Raw genomic sequence first — 18,709 nt, forward strand, 5'->3', positions numbered from 1 at the left:
CGGTGCTACCTCATGTCCGGCAAATGCGATGGATGCGCCCTCCCCGGCGGCCTCTCACATCTGATTGCGCACGGTACCGTGCCAACGCGACTCAACTGGTTAGCGATCGATTAATTGCAGCGCGCGGACGTTGCATCGCGAGCACACCGCGCTCCGTTTCGTTGCCCACGATACAACCTTCATTTGTCAGCTCACAGTGAGTCACATAGCGTAACACATATCCGCCGCCGGCGAATGTTTGCGCGAATGCAACCTGCCAGGCGGTGGCAAGAACAAGGGGCCAAAGCACCATGCGCGAATGCATCGGGGCTGCGACGATCTCGCGACCAGCGGATGACAATCCACACCTGAGTGCGCGCCGGACTGCATCACCATCCTACAGACGCGCGCAATCCCAGCGCCTGCTGCTGATGAGCGCCTCGGTGGCCGCGCTCTCGGCGCTAATGCCGGGCTTGGCCGCCGCACAGACCTGGACCGGCGCCACCAGCAACGACTGGACGGTCGGCTCGAACTGGAACGGCGGAACAGTTCCGGCCGGCGGTGCGGTTAGCATCGTGGCCGGTTCAACCGTCGTCCTCGGCGTGACCGGACCGGCGACCGGCACGACCGGTACCATCAATGTTCGTGACGCAGTCGGGGCACCGGGCAGTCTCACAATTCAGAACGGAAGCACGCTGACAAGCACCGGCACCGTCTCGATCTCCGACGTCGTAGGCGGTACCGCCACTGTAACTGTGACCGGGGCCGGGTCACGGTGGAATGCTTCCACGATCACCACCGGCACTGCCGGCACGGGCATCCTCAATATCACTGATGGCGCGACCGTCACCGTAACAAGCCGGATTATCGTCACCACTCCGGTCAACGGCACCGGCACCCTCAACATCAGCAACGCCACGCTCGTGAATCGCGGCTTCGGCATTACCGTTGGCAACGCAAGGGGCCAGATCAATTTTGACAATGCCACTTTCCGCGCGGCCATCAATACCCCCGGCATCTCGAGCGGAACGGCCGCCCAGAACAACATCGCCGCGGGCGGACTGACCGTCGATAGCAACGGGTTCACCGTCCTCCAAGCGAACGGCTTCAGCGGCGTCGGCGGATTGACCAAGACCGGCGCCGGGATCTTCAGGTTCGCTGGCGTCGGCAACAGCTACACCGGCGAAACCGTGATCCAGCAAGGCACGCTCCAGCTGTCTAACATCGCCGGCTCCGGCAATGCCGTCGCCAGTTCGAGCCGGGTGGTCGATAACGCAATCTTCGATCTTTCACTCATGCCTGCCCCCAACGCGCGCATCCAGAGCCTGGCCGGCAGCAGCGCCGGCAGCGTCACGCTGGGCACCAAGGACCTGATCATCACCAATGCGAACGATACGTTCGCAGGCTCCATCAGCGGCACCGGCGGATTGCAGCTCACCGGCGGCACGCAGGCGCTGTTCGGCGTGCAGGCCTATAGCGGCGCGACCACGATCACATCAGGCACGCTGGCACTGACCAGCGGTGGCGATATTGCCGCCTCCAGCCAGGTGATCGCGAACGGCACGTTCAGCATCGCAGGGCTCTCCGGCGCCGGCACCAGCATCCAACGGCTGTCGGGCACCGGCGGCGTCGATCTCGGCGCCAAGACGCTGACCATCACGGCGGCGAACGACACGTTCTCCGGCGCGATCGGCGGCAGCGGCGGGCTGACGCTCACAGGCGGCACCGAGACGCTGTCCGGCGCCAACACCTATAGCGGCGTGACCACGATTTCCGCCGGCACGCTGGCGCTTGCAGGCGCCGGCGCGATCAGCAATTCGAGCCATGTGGTAACGAATTCGGTCTTCGATATCTCCGGACTCACCGGCGCCGGCACGAGCATCCAGAGTCTGGCCGGCAGCGGCAATGTCGCGCTCGGCGCCAAGACGCTGACACTCACCAATGCCAGCGACACGTTTGCCGGTGCGATCAAGGGCACCGGCGGGCTTGCACTCACCGGCGGCACGCAAATCCTGTCCGGCATCAACAGCTACAGCGGTGCCACCACGGTCAGCGGCGGTACGCTGCGCGCCGGTGCGGCCGATGCCTTCAGCTCGGTATCTGCCGTCACGGCCGGCGCCGGCACCACGATCGACCTCAACGGCTTCAGCCAGGTCGTGGGCGGATTCAGCAATGCCGGCACGTTGCGGTTCGGCACGACGCCCGGGACCACGCTGACGGTCGCCGGCAATTACGTCGGCAATGGCGGAACGCTGCTGTTCAACACCGTGCTCGGCGGCGATAGCTCAGCCACCGACCGCCTCTTCGTGCTGGGAAGCACTTCGGGCACCTCGACCGTGAAGGTCACCAATTTCGGCGGCGGCGGCGTGCAGACGGTTGACGGCATCAGGCTGATCGACGTCGCCGGCGCCTCGAACGGCACCTTCGCGCTGGCCGGCGACTATGTGCTGAAGGGCGAGCAGGCGATCGTCGCCGGCGCCTATGGCTACACGCTGCAGAAGAATGGCATCTCGACGCCATCGGATGGCGACTGGTATCTGCGCTCCAGCCTCGCCAATCCCAGCGATCCGACGACACCACCCGTGATCGCAGGTCCGCTCTATCAGCCCGGCGTGCCGCTTTACGAAAACTATGCCGGGGTGCTGCTCGGCATGAACGAACTGCCGTCGCTGCAGGAACGCGTCGGCAACCGCTATTGGGGTGGCGGCGCCGGAGAGGCGATGGCGCGGATGGGCGTCACGCCGGCGGCGCAGGCGGACAGTTCGTGGACGCAGTCGCCATTCTGGGGCCGCGTCGAGGGCGGTCAATCCAGCCTGCGGCCGTCGAACACCACGGGCTCGACCACCAACAGCGATCAGTTCAAGGCGCAGGCCGGGCTCGACGGCCTCGCGCTCGAGAACAGCTATGGGCGCCTGATCGTCGGGCTTACGCTGCAATACGGCCTGACCACGGCCTATGTGAATTCGCTGTTCGGCAACGGCCGCATCCGCGCCGAGGGCACCGGCGTCGGCGCCACCGCCACCTGGTACGGCGACAACGGCGTCTACGTCGACGGCCAGATGCAGACCATGTTCTACCGCGGCGACCTCACTTCCGATCTCGTCGGCAACATGGCTCACGGCAATGAAGGCCTCGGTTATGCATTCAGCGTCGAAGGCGGCAAGCGGTTCAATCTCGGCAACGGCTTTTCGCTGACGCCGCAGGCGCAGCTCGCCTATTCGAAGGTCGACTTCGATGGCTTCACCGACCGCTTCGGCGCGCTGGTCTCGCTGACCAATGCCGACAGCCTGCTCGGCCGCGTCGGGCTGTCGCTCAATCACCAGAAGAGCTGGTATGACGGGACGAGCATCGTCCGCTCGGACCTCTACGCGATCGGCAATCTGCACTACGAGTTCCTCGACGGCAGCAATGTCGATGTCGCGGGCAGCGGCTTCGCCAGCGCCAATGACCGCCTGTGGGGCAGCATCGGCGGCGGCGGCAGCTACAGCTGGGCCAACGGCCGTTACACCGTATTCGGCGAAGCGACCTATCGCGCCAGCCTGCAGGATGCTGGCGACAACCACAGCTACAAGGGCAGCGCCGGGTTTCGGGTGGTGTGGTGAGGACGGAAGACTAAAGCAAACTGAAGTCAGACTGAACTGGCTGCACCTCTCCCGCTTGCGGGGTCGAGATGAGCGAAGCTGCACGATTTCTGTATAATCGAATAATACCGCTGAGTTGCCCGACGAGTCAAGCTGCCGTGTCCGCCGGCAGCCGCCGGCTACTTTGCATGGGGTTGTTTTCGATATTTTGGCATTGCCTCCCTGCGACGGCAGGCTATCGCATGCGGCTATCAGCCTCGTCCCATAGCCCGGCCATGACAACGTGGACACCTCAGTTGCAGAAGCCCGCAAGCGCCATATGCGATCGCCATGCCGCACGCGGGGCGAGGTGACAAGGAGCCCTACCCGCCCAGCCGATCGACCTCGGCCTTGCCGGCCTTCATGACAAGCGGGATGTGCTCGCCCTGGCCGAGCAGGCACGCCACGTCGCGCAGCGGATTGCCTTCCACCACCAGGAGATCGGCGAAGGCCTCCGGCACGATGCGGCCGAGCTTGCCCGTCATGCCGAGCACCTCGGCGCCGACAATTGTCGCGCTTTCGATCACCGCCTGCGCGCCGAGCACCTCGGCGCGGATCCGGAACTCATCGCTCTGCAACCGTTGCGATGGTCCGAGCAGATCGGAACCGTAACCCATCCTGACGCCGGCCTCGCGGTAGATCGCGAGCGAGCGCAGCCCGGCATCGCGCACGTCGGCGACCTTGGCGACGCTCGCCGCCGGCAGGCCGTATTTCGCGCCCTCGGTGGCCAGCGCCTCATAGGTGACGAGGGTCGGCACCGCATAGGCGCCCTGCTCGGCCATCAGCCGCGCGGTCGGCAGATCGACCAGATTGCCATGTTCGATCGTCCGCACGCCGCAGCGCACCGCGCGCTCGATCGCCTCCGCGGTGTAGGCATGGGCCAGCACATAGGTGTGACGCGCCCGCGCCTCAGCGACGATGGCGCGGATCTCGTCCTCGCAATAGCCGAAGGCGCCGATCGGATCGGTCGGCGACGCGACGCCGCCGGACGCCATGATCTTGATCTGGTCGGCGCCCATCTGCAGCTCTTCGCGCACCGCCTTGCGCACCGCATCGACGCCGTCGACGACGCGTGCGATCGCGCCGACCCGCACGCAGCAGGAGCAGGTCGGGTCGTTCAGATAGTCCGAGCGGGCGCGTCCGTCGCCGTGTCCGCCGGTCTGGCTCAGCGCGCGGCCTGAGACGAACAGCCTCGGACCATCGGTCAGCCCGGTGTCGATCGCCTGCTTCAGCGCGTAGCCGGCGCCGCCGGCATCGCGGACGGTGGTGAAGCCGCGCTTCAGCATGCCGCGCAGCAGCATGGTCGAGCGCAGCGTCACCAGCACATTCGCCATCCGCGCCTGCTGTGACAGGTCGAGCTCGACGGCGACCGCATGCACGTGAAGGTCGATCAGGCCGGGCATCAGGGTCTTGCCCCTGAGGTCGATGACCCGGTCCGCGGCGGCCTCGATCGGCCGGTCGGACACCTCCTTGATCAGGCGATCCTCGACCAGCACGTGATGGCCTTCGAGGAGATCTGGCCGCAGCGGATCGAGCAGCGCGGCATTCTTGAAGAGGATGGTGGACATGATGGTCTCCTTGTCAGGACGCGGCCTGCGTCACTTTGAGCATGATCTTTTTCGGAAAACCGCTGCGCACTTTTCCGGATCATGCTTCACGCAGCTTCGGTTGCGATGTCTTCGAGCGATCGACCGCGCGTCGGCACGCCCATCAGCACGACGGTGACGGCACCGATCAACAGCACGGACGTGGTGACGCCGAACACGCCGGCAAAGCCGAAATTGGGATAGAGATAGCCGACCAGGATCGGCGCGATGATCGCACCGATGCGGCCGATCGCAGATGCGAGCCCGGCGCCGGTGGTGCGGATCGCGGTCGGAAACACCTCGGCCGTGTAGGCATAGACACCTGCATAGGTGCCGTTCATGAAGAACGACAGCAGCAGGCCGGCCAGCATGATCTGTCCGTCGCTTTTGGCAAAAGCGAGCCCGAGCGCGCCGGCGCCGCCGAGCAGCATGTAGGAGGCGATCGTGGCCTGCCTTCCGATCCGCTCGTTGAACCAAGCCGCGGTGAAATAGCCGGGCACTTGCGCGCAATACATCGCGAGCGAGTAGCCAAAACTCTTGGTGATGCTCATGCCGTTCTGGACCAGGAGGCCGGGAATCCAGACGAAGAAGGAATAGTAGCTGAACGTGATCGACAGCCACATGATCCAGGTCATGGTGGTGATCCGCGCCTGGCGGCCGGCCAGGAGCGCGGCAAAATTGCTCAGCAGTGTCCCCGACGATGCGGCCGGCGCAGCGGGCTCTGCGACCGCAGGCGGCAGCACGCGGCCCTCGCGCGCGAAGCTGGCCTCGATCTTGTCGAGCACCGCCTCGGCTTCCTTCACCCTGCCCCGGCTTTCCAGCCAGCGCGGCGATTCCGGCAGCGAGCGGCGCCACCACAACAGCATCACGACCGGCACGGCGGTGATGACCAGCACGATGCGCCAGCCGTTCTCGTAGGCGGGCACGATGAAATAGCCGAGCAGCGCCGCAGCGACGAAGCCGAAAGAGAAGAAGCCGGCGAGCGCGCCGGTGAAGCTGCCGCGGGAACGCCGCGCCACGAACTCCGCGAGGTATGGCGCGATGATCGCGCTCTCCGCGCCGGTGCCCATGCCGGCGACGACGCGCGCAGCGAAGAACGACGGCCAGCTGTCCACCGCCGCGCTCGCCAGCGAGGCCGCGCTGTAGAGCGCCAGCGCCGACATCATCACCGCGCGGCGGCCGATCAGGTCGCCGAGCATCCCCGCTAGCAGCGCGCCGAATAGATAGCCGACAAAGGTGCTGCTGCCGAGCACGCCGGTCTCGACATTCGACAGCCCCCAGGCGGTGCGCAGCACCGGCAGGATGAATGCGAGAACCGCGGCATCCATCGCGTCGAACAGATAGCCCAGGCCGCCCATCAGCAGCAGGTGAATATGGAAACGCGCGAACGGCAGGCGCTCGATGCGCGCCGATATCATCGACATGAAAATCCCCCTCTGCGCCCCACGGTTCGGCACGCGCCGCGAGGTCAATCGGGGAATGATAGACAAATCGACATTATGGGAATAATTTATAATTATTATCTAGTACATCACCAACGTGAATATTGCCCGTGGCCTTCCGCACGCTCGACCTCAACCTTCTGAAAGTCTTCGAGGCGCTGATGACCGAGGGCAGCGTCACGCGCGCCGCGAGCGCGCTGACCATGACCCAGCCCGCCGTCAGCAACGCGCTGGCCCGGTTGCGTGACGCGCTCGGCGACCCCCTGTTCGTCCGTACCGCAAGCGGAATCCGCCCCACGCAGCGCGCCGTGGCGCTGTGGGAGCCGATCGGCGACGCCCTGGAAAACGTCCGCCACGCGCTCGACGAGGACGCCTTCGATCCGCGGCGCACCCAGGCTGAATTCAGCCTGTCGATGTCGGATTACGTCTCCTCGCTTGTGATGCCGCGGCTGCTGAACCGCTTTAATGACGTGGCGCCGTCCGCGCGCATCCACACCATGCCCAACACCATCCTGGAGATCGGCGACCGGCTCGAAGACAACCGGGTCGATTGCGTGCTGAGCGTCTATGTCAACGAGGCGCAGCAGCCGCCGGCCGTGATCCGCTCACGCTCGCTGTGGACCGTCGAGTATGCCTGCATGATGCGGCGGGATCATCCGCTCGCCAGGCAGAAGCGGCTCAGCACCCGCAGCTTCCTCGCCGCCAAGCATGTCGATGTCAGCCTCGCCGGCAGGACGCTGCCGACCTACGACCAGTTCCTCGCCTCGCGCGGGCTGTCGCGCAATCTGGTCGCCACCGTCAATCACTACAACACCGCCTACGAAATCCTGCGGCAGTCCGATTTGATCGCCGTGCTGCCGCGCGATCTCAGCGCGCAGTCCCGCCACGCGCCCGATCTGCACGCGATGCCGGTGCCGCTGCCGGCCCCGCCGCGCGTCGTCAGCCTGTTCTGGCACCAGCGCAACGACACCGTGCCCGCGCAACGCTGGCTGCGTGAGACGCTGGTGGAGTTGTTTGCGCGGATGGAATGAGCGAGCGGGACGTCGGACGCCACCCGCCTGCGCCGGTTCGGGGCTTCGGCGCGGCAGCCCTCGCCCGACCCCGTGTGCCGGAACTGCATCGGGGCCCGGTGCATCACCCAATTGGGTCTTTCTAACCGCCCCGCAATGCGTAACCTAAGGTTTTAACGAGCGCCCTCGTTGGCCCATATTGCCGGAGTTGAGCATGGCCGTTTATACGATCAGTCCTCATCCCGAACCGTTCATGTTTGCGTCGTTTCCCAACGGCGATCCGATTTGGCAGATCGTCGAGCCGCAAACTGATTTCGTCGCGGAACCCTGGGGTTTGCAGTTCGGCTTTGATCCCATCTATCCAAGTGGACTGCCCAGTTCCACTTACGGTCTGATCAACATCATCGGCACCGGACTGACCTATAACGGAAGCAATCTGACAGGCGGTGTCGTCACCGGGATTACGTGGACGTCCAGCGACGGGGCGTCGCTTTGGGAATCGATCACCGGGTTCAGCTACACCATCACGTCGAGCCTCGATATTTCAGGGCTGTGGCACGCAATCCTCGCCGGCAACGATACGGTGATCGCGAACAACCCCAACAGCTTCTTTCTCTCGGGCGAGTCCGGCAACGACACCGCCATCGGAGGCGTCGCGCGCGATTATCTGAGCGGCGGTCCCGGGGACGACGTCGTCTACGGCGAGGACGGCAGCGACTCGCTCGGCGGCAATTCCGGCAACGACATTGTCTACGGCGGCAATGGCAACGACTCGGAGTCGGGAGGTGCCGGAAACGACATCCTGCTCGGCGAAGCAGGTGCGGATTACATCACCGGCGATGCCGGTAAGGATGTCCTTTACGGTGGCCTCGGCGACGATCAGCTGTGGGGCGACACACCCGGCTGGAACCTGTATGGCGGCGATGGCGGTGACGCGGATGTCATCCACGGTGATGCCGGAAACGATACGATCGACGGCGGCAGCGGGGCCGACCAGCTCTATGGCGATGATGGCAATGACCTCATCTATGCCACGTTGGGTTTTGCATTCACGGCAACCACCGACGCCGACTCGCTTTACGGCGGCAACGGCGACGATTGGCTGATCGGCAATGAAGGGGGCAATCTTCTCGACGGCGGTGACGGCAACGACCTGCTTTACGGCGGTGACGGCAACGACACGCTCGCTGGCGGCGCAGGCAACGACCGGCTTTACGGGGCTAACGGCAACGATGCACTCGCCGGTGGCGCCGGCGACGACGTGCTCTACGGGGGTAACGGCAACGATACGCTCGACGGTGGCGCAGGCAACGATCTGCTTTACGGCGGCTCGGGGACCAACATCTTCATCCTCAGCGGCGGCAACGATACCGCATTCGGCGACCCGCTCGCCCAGAACACGGCCTTATTCGCTGCACCGCTCAGCGCCTTCCAGATATCGCGCGGCAGCGGCAACTCCTTCATTCTCACCGACACGCACCCGGGATCGCCACTTGGCAGCGCCGCTCTGATTGGCGTGAATACTCTGCAGTTTTCGGACCAGACGTTGTCCCTGGTGACGCTTGGAACATCGCTGGCCGAGACGCTGACCGCGCCATCCTACGGCGGCTGGCTCGAAGGGCTGGACGGGGACGATACGCTGAACGGGAGTGCCGAAGGCGATACGCTGAGCGGCGGACCTGGAGACGACACCCTCAATGGCGGTGGCGGACTTGATCTCGCGGACTTCTCGGGCGCAACAGGCAATCTTCTCATTTATCTCACCAACCCGGTCGTCACCGCGCCCGGACTTGGCACGGATCAGCTGAATTCGATCGAGGGGTTGGTCGGCGGCGCATACAACGACGTATTTGTCGGCACGACCGACGCGAACATTTTCTATCTCAGCGGCGGCAACGACTACACCTATGCCCGCGCTGGCGACGACACCGTCTATGGCGGCGACGGCCTCGATGTGCTGCTCGGCGAAGACGGCAACGATGTCCTCTACGGCGGCGCCGGCTTCAATTACCTGTTCGGCGGCGCAGGCAATGATTTGCTCGATGGCACTGGCGGGGCGTCGGCATCGGACGTGAATGTGATGTACGGCGAAGCCGGAAACGATGTGCTCTACGGCGACATGGGCACCAATTACTTCTACGGCGGCGCAGGCATCGATACGATGTATGGCGGCGCAGGTCTCAACCTCTTCATCTCCTCGGGTGAGACCGACGGAAACGTCATTTACGGCGGGTCGGGCCAGAATTACATCTACGGCTCCAATGGCGGCGATACAGTTACCGGCGGCAGTAGCGTCGACGTGTTTCTGATGGGCTCCGGTGCCGATGTGATCAATGGTGGTGGTGGCGTTGACTATGCCTGGGGCGGTGGCGGCTCCGACACATTCACCATCGACGACACGACGTCGGAAGTGATGGTCATCCAGGATTTCAACGCGGGCGGTGTCAATGACATCCTGAACTTCGTGGGGACATCGCTGCATTCGTTTGCCGATGTGCAGGCAGCCGAGACCTACGCCGCCGGTATCGCCTCGACCATCATCACCGATGCCGCAGGCAGCGCAGTTTGGCTGATCGGGATCACACCGGGACAGCTCGACGCGAGCATGTTCAGATTTTCCTGAGCAGTCGCGCCGCGATCCTTGTTACGGACCCGCACGTCTCAGCTTGAGCGGATTGGCGTTGCGTCCAGATGGGCGCAGTTCGCGGTCCCATGGAACAGGCTCGCGGCTGCCGCAAACAGTCGAGACCAGCCGGTTGAACCTTCGCCACAGGAACCAACAACGCGCCCGTCCCAACCTCACGATCCGGCACGAGCATCGCTTGCGCATCGGACGATGCGCACTCAATTCTGAGTTCACTATCAAGGGATGGAACTTCGCTTGGCGAGCCTTGCCGGTTGCCGGCACTCCCAGCCGCCCTGCGCAAAAGACAAAAAGATAACCATCTCAATAGCTTACAAGCCGCCCAATGTCGTTCGGATGCTCGCCATGACCCCTACACTCTTCCGTGTGCGCTTGAACGTCCTCCCTGCCCCGAACGACAACATCAGGAATGGATTGGACTCAAGATTGTTACTGTACGGAGGTAGGCCGGCGCTCGTAACGCTTGACGCAGTGGAGTCTGTGCGCGGCCATCTTCGGTAAAGCTGCCATTGTTTCGGGCCGAATTCGGACGTTCGCCATGCGCTTGTACACACACCTCAGAGTTTTTGTTCTTCTTGCTGCTTCAGTTCTCCTGGCGTCTCAGCCAGCCTGGGCGACGAAGCGAGTGGCTCTGGTAGTCGGAAACTCCAATTATCAAAACGCGCCGCTGCTTCCGAATCCTGCCAATGATGCTGCCGCTATCGCCGCGACCCTGAAGGGCGCCGGGTTCGATGTGGTAGAGTCTCGGCTCAACCTGGCCTCGAGCGACATGCGGCGGGCACTGAGGGATTTCGCCGATCAAGCCCGCGATGCAGACGTTGCCGTGGTCTACTATGCAGGTCATGGAATCGAGATCGACGGGACGAATTATCTAATCCCGACAGATGCCAGACTTGAACGCGACACCGATATCTATGACGAGGCCTTCTCGCTCGATCGTATCTTGCTGGCGATCGAGCCCGCCAGGCAACTGCGCGTCGTGATCGTTGACGCCTGTCGCAACAATCCATTTGCCGACACGATGAAACGAACCGTCGCTTCGCGCGCGATCAGCCGCGGGCTCGCCCGGGTAGAACCCGCCGTATCCAATACGCTGATCGCGTTTGCGGCGAAGGCCGGACTGACCGCACTCGACGGCAACAGCACGAACAGTCCATACGCGACAGCACTGGTCAAGTATATCGCAAAGCCTGGACTCGATTTGCGCAGGGCGTTCGGCTTCGTCCGCGACGATGTCTTGCAAGCTACCGGTAATCGACAGGAGCCATACGTTTACGGCTCGCTGGGCGGTGACGACGTTGCGCTCGTGCCAAAGGCAGAGGAGCCGACGCCGCCGCCGGCCAACGCCTCGTCGGAGACTCGTCGTGACTACGAATTGGCCCTGCAGGTCGGCAACAAGGCTGCCATGAGTGCGTTCCTCGCCCAGCATCCCGACGGCTATTACTCAAATCTGGCCAAGCTTCAGCTCAATCAGATCGACGCCGAGGACGCACGCGTTACCGCGACCAAGAAGGCGCAGGAAGCGGAGCAGCAGCAAGCTCGGCTTGTGTCCGAAGGTGCCCAGCGGGCCGAGCAGGAAAAAGCCGCCGCAGATTTCAAGGCTGCGGAGGATGCCCGTATCGCGGCTGAGAGAACAAAGCAGGCAGCGCAGGAACAAGCGACCGAGGCCGAACGGAAGCGGACTGCATCCCAATCCTCAACGGTCGCCATGCTTTCCCCGAACGGACCCGCCCTCGACAGCGCCAGGCCGGACAATCTTGCACCCCCACCCCCCTCCCAAACTAGCGAGGGCGCGAAGGTTGCCGCCTTGAACCCGGCGGCGCCACAGGAGGATCTTGCCAAATCAGTACAGAGCGAATTGAGCCGGGTCGGCTGTTTCACGGGCTCGGTCGACGGCGAGTGGAACGCGGCCTCGCGTCGTTCCCTGACCCTGTTCAACCGGCACGCCGGGACCAAATTTGACGTCAAGCTCGCAAGCCTCGATGTGCTCGATGCGATCAAGCTGAAACCGGCCCGCGTTTGCCCGCTGATCTGCGAGCAAGGCTACAGGGCGGACGGCGATCAGTGCCGCAAGATCACCTGCGCCGAGGGCTCGTTCCTGAACGAGGACAACCAATGCGAAAAGCGCCGCGGGAAAAAGCCGGTGGCGAAGCGTAACATGGACGAGCGCCCGTCGCGCGCGAATCGTTCGCTACGCGATATCTCCGAGCCGCAAGCCGATATTCCCCGACGACGACAGGCGACTGCAAGACCCTCGGGTGGTAGCGGCCAGATCATGTGTGATGCATATCTGTGCCGCCCGGTCCGTCGCGGATGTCATCTCGATTACCGTGGCGGCGGAGGTCCCGGCGGCGGTACCGGCAACGTTGAGGTCTGCAACTAGGACGGCATGCACGGCGGCGCGCCCGAGATCGTGGAAGGGCCGCCGTCTCTTCCGCGATCGGTAAAGCGTGGTTTGGCGACGATTGAGGGCAAGGGAGCTCAGCCGCAGAGCCCTGCATTGAAGAAGCTGAACGTCAGCCTCGGCCACCAGGACATTCACCACATGATCGCGCGGGGCGGTTGCTTCAGCCGCCTGAGCAAGCCGTAGCAACGGGATCGCTTACCTACTTGATGGAGTATGATTTGATGTCGAACGACCAATTGTTCGGCACCAGTTTTCCGCTGCCGCTGTCCGGTACACGCAGCTGACTGGTCCAGTCCGACAGATAGCTCAACGTGTCGGCCGGCCCCTGAAGCTTGCGCTGAATGTCTGGCAAATCGAGCAATTGCGCACGCCGCTCGCTCAGGATCGCAACGATCACAGCGGACCCGGCCGGCGGCGCGACGACATACTCAAATCCACGTTGCTGTGCCGCCGGGGTCGGAACAATGAATTGGACGCCAGGCTTGACAAGATTCATGTCGGGTCCGACCGACTGCGCCAATAGCTCGGCAGTCGGAAAGATCTGGGACATGCGCCCTTCCGCATCAACATCCACCAGCATGAGATACCCGGGCTTCCTGGCGGTTACGCCGAATGACACCTTGCTGCCAATGTTGACCGTTGGACCCGGCAGGATTTCAAGCGACACGCTGGCAGCATTTGCCGGGCCGCGCGGGGCCTGTACGCGCCGGACCGATTGAGCGTTCGTCGCACCTGCAGATGGAGATGCCGACGGCAGCGGCGCCGCGCACGCGACCTCGCTTCCCGCCAGCACCAGCACGATCGCAAGCCATGATTGCTTGCGGCAAACCAGTTCCGCTGGCGACATGACCTGCTTTCCCAAGTTTGTCAGGGAACGCTGAAAAAGCCGATCGACGCGATCCGCGCGTCCGCCGGCAGGTAGCGCTCCAGACTCTTGATGACCTGCCCCGAGGCACGACGCCGGTTGAGCTGCATCAGGACCGTCTCCAGGTCAACCATCCGCTGCTGCGAGGTCACCGCAACGATCTGCTCGGCACCGAACGGCTCACCTACCCGAAGCGGCAGCCGCAGATTGGCCGATCGCGCCAGCGCGGCATCAGAACCCACCGGATACAGCATTTGGATAGTTCCATCACCCGACACGTTGAATAGCAGCACCGCTCGTGAACCGACGTCGGACAATTCGACCTCGACGGTCTGGCCGCTGCGCTGCTGTCGATCATCCGGCCAAATACGCATCACCTGCGGCGACCGCGTCGCCATGCGCTTAAGCTCCCGAATGGCTGCAGTTCGGTTGACCACTGTCGTCAAGCCGGCAACGTCAACACCATAGGCGACCACATCGCCCCAGGCGATGACGTCATGCGACACGGGGTCCCAGATCAGGTCGGGATTATCAGTTGGTTGAACGGCCTGCACACTGGCATCCTGCGGCTTGACGCCGGCGAAATAGTTCATCTTGCCGTCAAGCGCCGCCAAACGGATCGGCGTGGTGAGACGGAAGGGCGGCAGCGCGGCACTGGGCGCGGCCGGGCCGGTCGCGGCGACGCCGGTTGGAGCGGTTTGTGACGTGGCCGTAACGGCCGGCGGCGTGGGGGTTTGTTTTTCGGCGGGCGTGACGGTAGCAGCCTGACCGGAGGCAGCTCTCGCGGCCGTCCCCTGGATCAGCACCACGCCGCGCGTCAGTTCGAAGGCGACGTCGGTTTCCGGCCTCTGTGTCGGCGACGATACCGTCACGATGTTCTGGCGCTGGTCGGACAGTTGATAGACCACCTGCCGAACATTGCTGAAAAGCTCCTTCAGAGTCACTTTGCCATCGTGATTGATGTCCGCGTTGCCCTCCACTGCCCGCGCGACGGCATAACTCAGTGCGCCGCGCAGGCCATCGATGCCGGGGATCCGCACTTCCGGCGCCTTGGTGTTTCGATCGACGGCGGCGATGAACGCAGTGTGGTCGAGATCGAGTTCTGACTTCGGGTCGTCGCTGCTCGACACCGGCTTCAATTCATCAACCAGCAGCGTGTAGCGCGGCACCTGTCGAAAACTCATCTCTGCCGCACGCGGATCGATATCGCGCACCATTCCACCGCCGTGGCAGGTATCCGCAACGAAGATCACTTTCGCGCCACGCAATTCGAACTGCCGGATGAAATGGTTGAATTCGCTTCCCAGAATGCGCTCGGCCGATCCGGCCGGCGTAGTAGCGAATTCGGGCAGCAGGAACACGTTCTCCATTCCGTCGGGTTCGGAGCCCTTGATGCGCTCGGGCTCCTGCGTGCCGTGACCTGCGATCGACAGGAAGATGAGGTCGTTGCTCTTTGTCCGCTCCACCAGTGAGCTGATCTCACGCAGCACGCTTGCCCTATCGACCTGTGCATTGGTCAGTTCGACCACATCGCTGACGCCCATGGTCCTCAGGCTGGACACGATGTCATTGGCGTCGGCGACCGCGCCCTTCAATTTGCGTACATGCTGGTAGTCGTCGACGCCGATGACGAGCGCCCGGAGGGCCGCACCGTCCGGGTTACTTATCGACAGTTCTCCCGCCGCATGCGCGCGCTGGAGTGGCAGGCCGACCAACGTAGCGAGCAGGATGGCGCTACACAGCCAACCGGTCTTTTGATCAAAGCCCTTGAGCCTTCGCATCGTGATCCACCTCGATATCAAGCAGGTCTGCCCTGGAACCACACCGGTAAGGTAGAGCGGCAGGATGCCGTCCGGACCTCCAGAAACCAGCCCGCAGGCAGCGATCCATGTTCATCTGTAGCCCTAGCGAGACCCCAGGTTCAGCGCCGCTTGTTCGCTGTCTTGCGGCCTGCTGGCGCCTCGGTCTCCTGATAGGCGTTCGCGGAAACAGTCGTCTGATCATCTGCGAACGCGCGAAAGCGGACCGGAACGTAGCCGCGCGCGAGCAGGCTTGCCAGCGGATAGACGTTGCGGCAGACGCGACCGTTGCAGCCGCCCGTCGAGGATTCCATGACCTCCGCCTTGCGATCCGGCGTGAACCGCAGGAACAACATCACGTGGGAACCCGGCTTGTTCAGGGCGTCACCAGGCTTGAGGTCCCAGGGGTTCGTCACGGGTGCAGCGATCGCGGGGATGGCGGCGGTCGTGTAGTGGACGGAAAGTCCCCACGCGGCGCTGACGAATGCCGAACAGTCGACGCCGGCCACATCCGGCCGTGGCTCGTTGCGGGTGCAGACATTGCCTGCCAGCGTCCCGCTTTCGATCCGCTGCCGGAAGTTCGCGAGCGAACCGTGGCAACCCCAGCAATAGGGCACGCCGCGCACTTCCTGGTTTACCTTGCCCTGCAGATACCACGGCCGGCGAATACGGCTGAAACCGGAGCATTGGCTGTCGGGATCGCTACCGTAGTTCGCCTGTGTCAACTTCCACTGGACACCCTCAAAGGCGAAGGCCGTCTCGATCGCCTGCTGGCGATTGGACGGCCGCACGGCGGCGGTCGCATTGAACTTGATATCCGGCTGCGCCGCCGGTGCGGCCGGAGTGCGCGATGGCCTGACGTCAATGACGGATACCTTCCCCATGGGCCGGAAGCCGACACCAACGACCTCAACGCCCTCCGGCTTGGTACGCAGAAAATAGACATCGCCATCGCCTGAGACAGTGACGAACCGCCGGGTCACGGGCGTGTTCTCCAAGGGCAACTCGTAGATGCCCTCCAGGCGTCCGTTCGAGGCATAGCGTGCGACGAATGTGGCGGCATTCTTGCCCGACGGCGGAATGTCCTCGGCCAGCACGTAGAAGCGATCACTGTTGTCGATCTCGAGAAACTCCACGGTCCCGAGCTGGTTGCGGACACGCAGGCCGAGCTGACCGATGGTCTCGTTGCTGACCATGGTCTGGATTTCGACCCGCACGCTGGCATTGCCCTTGTCGGGAATAATATCAGCGATCACCGATCCCTTGCTGCGCGAGGCGATATACTGCCGGTCGGGCTGTCGCGTCGTCCTTACGACGGCCGCGCGGGTATCACGATCGAGCAAGTCGGTTGGACTGCTCAGCGCCTGCGAGCCCATTTGGGCGAAGGCCGAAACGGCGACCTGGTCGTCCGTACCGCGGGACGAAACTTCCTCAAGCTGGATCACGTCTCCGCCCACCCCGCGCGTGGACTGTCCCGGTGCCGCCTTCAGCATCCGTACGCCGCCGTCCCAAACCATGATGTCGTCGTTACGGACGACGAGGTCGGTGGGCTGGACGTCGCCAGGCATCTTCAGGATGTCGGGCGCAGTGTTCGGTTGCTTGGGGTCGAACTGCAGGATGCGGCCGTTGACCTGATCAAGCACAAACAGGTTTCCCTGTCCGTCAGCGCTGAGCGCTTGCGGGCCCCCGAGTTCGACGTCCTGGCCGGCCGGGACGATCCCGACCATGGAGGCAGCCGAACCGCCGGCAAAGCTTCGCACGACGGCATCGTCGGCCTTTGCACCGGTTGCAGCGAAGGCCGCGCCGACGATAGAGAGCCAGATCCAGCTAGATCGACGAAACATATCCGCCTCAACGTAACCGAACCGAATGCAGCGTCAGTCCGACTAATCCAAGACTGCGCGAGCGCAGCGTCAATTAGTGGCGAGCAACCCCAATTCCGTTCAACTCTTTCACTGGACGGTGATAGTCCGAACTCCTTCAGCTTGCAGTGCAAAATCATGGCCAAAAACAGATTTGAGCAAGTCAGCGAAATCCAGCCCGACGCGATTACTCTGGTTTTGAGGCGCGACGATGCGGGCGCATCCGGGTCAATCGTGTTGCCAGCCGCCGCAAGCGGCGGACGCCTGAGCAGCGACCAGGTCAGCGCCCATATGCCGGCCCAGGACGCCTTTCGCGGCGCAATCCGGCTCGCCAATGACATGAAGCTTGCGATCGTGGTTTGCGACCAGGATGGCGTCTGGAAGCCGGAATGGGGAGAGCTTTACCAGGCGATCGATTGACCCCACCCGGGCAGCCGCTGCGGCGCCACATGGAGGCCGGCATGGCAAATGGAGCGTTAAGCGGGCTGTCGTTGAGGTCGCGAGCCCTGATGATCGCCCTGTTGGCCGCAACCAGCTGGCCCGCGCGGGCAAACGATTCCGCCGCCGAATTGTCCATCGGCGGGCTGCAATTCGTTCGCACCAAGGATGTGACCATGGCGAGCGAGGAGCTTCGTATCGGGCTGGACAAGGTCAACGTTCGCTACCAATTCGTCAACCAGACGAGCAAGCCGGTTGCGCTCACTGTCGCTTTTCCGCTGCCCGACATCGACCTGTCCGAAGCTGAGAACATTGCGCTTCCATCGAGCAATCCGGTCAACTTCGTCGAGTTCGAGACCAGGATCGACGGCAACCCGGTGCCGCTGACCATCGACCAGCGCGCCATGGTCGGCAACAAGGATGTCACTGCCCTGCTCCGTCAGTTCAAGCTGCCCCTGCTGCCGCTCGGTGATCGGGAGATCCGGGTAGCCGACCTGCCGGCGACAACTCGCACGAAGCTGATTGATGATGGCCTTCTGATGCCTGCCGGCATGAGCGACAACGGTCGCCAGCAATACATGCCCGGCTGGATAACCAAGACTTCGGCCGTTCGCGAACAGGTATTCCCACCCACGCGTACCGTCATCGTCGAACATCAGTATCGCCCGAGCGTCGGCTCCAGCCCTGACACGGTCCTGCGCTCCGGTCTGCGTCGCAGCGCAGCACTAGGTCCGGAAGTCGAGCGGTACAGGAAAGAGTATTGCGTAACGGATGCGTTCCTTGCCGAATTGGACAAGCGCACCGGCAGCAGCCAGGACAATGCGGCAAAGCTGCAGGAGCGGCGCATTTCCTACGTGCTCAAGACGGGTGCGAACTGGGCGGGTCCAATCCGCTCCTTCACGTTGACGATCGATCCGGGCGGCGACGACCGTCTGGTCAGTTTTTGTCCGGGGCGGCTCATGCCGTCATCTGCCAACAACTCGCGTCAATTCACGGCAAGCGACTTCAAGCCGGATGCCGACCTGAAGATCTTGATGATCGGCAAGTTCTGAAGAGC

The 18,709-nt window shown here is 63.5% G+C and carries 12 protein-coding genes; 7 read left to right on the top strand and 5 right to left on the bottom strand.

Features of this window, described 5'->3' with window-relative positions:
* Window positions 1-422 precede the first annotated feature (422 nt).
* Window positions 423-3,581 carry an autotransporter outer membrane beta-barrel domain-containing protein gene (locus V5279_RS28045; RefSeq protein ID WP_338690088.1) on the top strand — a complete coding sequence of 1,053 codons (3,159 nt, stop codon included), beginning with the start codon at window positions 423-425 and terminating at the stop codon, window positions 3,579-3,581.
* A gap of 341 nt (window positions 3,582-3,922) precedes the next feature.
* On the opposite strand, the gene V5279_RS28050 is transcribed toward V5279_RS28045, so the two are convergent.
* On the bottom strand, window positions 3,923-5,167 hold the full coding sequence (locus V5279_RS28050) for an amidohydrolase family protein (RefSeq protein WP_338690090.1): 1,245 nt from the start codon (window positions 5,165-5,167) through the stop codon (window positions 3,923-3,925).
* 86 nt (window positions 5,168-5,253) lie between these two features.
* Window positions 5,254-6,609, bottom strand: a complete 1,356-nt coding sequence (locus V5279_RS28055; RefSeq protein ID WP_338690092.1) for an MFS transporter — start codon at window positions 6,607-6,609, stop codon at window positions 5,254-5,256.
* A 122-nt stretch (window positions 6,610-6,731) separates the two neighbouring features.
* On the opposite strand from V5279_RS28055, the gene V5279_RS28060 reads away from it, so the two are divergent.
* The 4 genes from V5279_RS28060 to V5279_RS28075 all read left to right on the top strand — a co-directional run bounded on the left by V5279_RS28060 (window position 6,732) and on the right by V5279_RS28075 (window position 12,871).
* Entirely contained in the window at window positions 6,732-7,658 is a 927-nt protein-coding gene (locus V5279_RS28060) for a LysR family transcriptional regulator (RefSeq protein ID WP_338690094.1), read from the top strand.
* A 193-nt stretch (window positions 7,659-7,851) separates the two neighbouring features.
* Window positions 7,852-10,260 carry a calcium-binding protein gene (locus V5279_RS28065; RefSeq protein WP_338690096.1) on the top strand — a complete coding sequence of 803 codons (2,409 nt, stop codon included), beginning with the start codon at window positions 7,852-7,854 and terminating at the stop codon, window positions 10,258-10,260.
* A 646-nt stretch (window positions 10,261-10,906) separates the two neighbouring features.
* Entirely contained in the window at window positions 10,907-12,664 is a 1,758-nt protein-coding gene (locus V5279_RS28070) for a caspase family protein (RefSeq protein ID WP_338690098.1), read from the top strand.
* 6 nt (window positions 12,665-12,670) lie between these two features.
* Complete coding sequence (locus V5279_RS28075; protein WP_224741533.1) at window positions 12,671-12,871, top strand: hypothetical protein; 201 nt, start codon at window positions 12,671-12,673, stop codon at window positions 12,869-12,871.
* Window positions 12,872-12,887: 16 nt separating this feature from the next.
* On the opposite strand, the gene V5279_RS28080 is transcribed toward V5279_RS28075, so the two are convergent.
* The 3 genes from V5279_RS28080 to V5279_RS28090 form a co-directional block, all read right to left on the bottom strand.
* Window positions 12,888-13,535 carry a DUF4384 domain-containing protein gene (locus tag V5279_RS28080; protein WP_338690102.1) on the bottom strand — a complete coding sequence of 216 codons (648 nt, stop codon included), beginning with the start codon at window positions 13,533-13,535 and terminating at the stop codon, window positions 12,888-12,890.
* Window positions 13,536-13,555: 20 nt separating this feature from the next.
* Window positions 13,556-15,334, bottom strand: a complete 1,779-nt coding sequence (locus V5279_RS28085; RefSeq protein WP_338690104.1) for a caspase family protein — start codon at window positions 15,332-15,334, stop codon at window positions 13,556-13,558.
* 140 nt (window positions 15,335-15,474) lie between these two features.
* Window positions 15,475-17,196, bottom strand: a complete 1,722-nt coding sequence (locus V5279_RS28090; RefSeq protein ID WP_338690106.1) for a hypothetical protein — start codon at window positions 17,194-17,196, stop codon at window positions 15,475-15,477.
* 156 nt (window positions 17,197-17,352) lie between these two features.
* Between V5279_RS28090 and V5279_RS28095 the strand changes: the two genes are divergently transcribed.
* Both V5279_RS28095 and V5279_RS28100 read left to right on the top strand, forming a co-directional pair.
* The gene (locus V5279_RS28095; RefSeq protein WP_166215719.1) at window positions 17,353-17,634 is read left to right on the top strand and encodes a hypothetical protein; all 282 of its coding nucleotides are present in this window, start codon (window positions 17,353-17,355) and stop codon (window positions 17,632-17,634) included.
* Between the two features lie 89 nt (window positions 17,635-17,723).
* Window positions 17,724-18,704 (top strand): DUF4424 domain-containing protein, encoded by a 981-nt coding sequence (locus V5279_RS28100; RefSeq protein WP_338690112.1) that lies wholly within the window; start codon window positions 17,724-17,726, stop codon window positions 18,702-18,704.
* The last annotated feature ends 5 nt before the right edge of the window (window positions 18,705-18,709 follow it).

Source organism: Bradyrhizobium sp. 26S5 (genome assembly GCF_036923295.1).
Lineage (GTDB): Bacteria > Pseudomonadota > Alphaproteobacteria > Rhizobiales > Xanthobacteraceae > Bradyrhizobium > Bradyrhizobium septentrionale.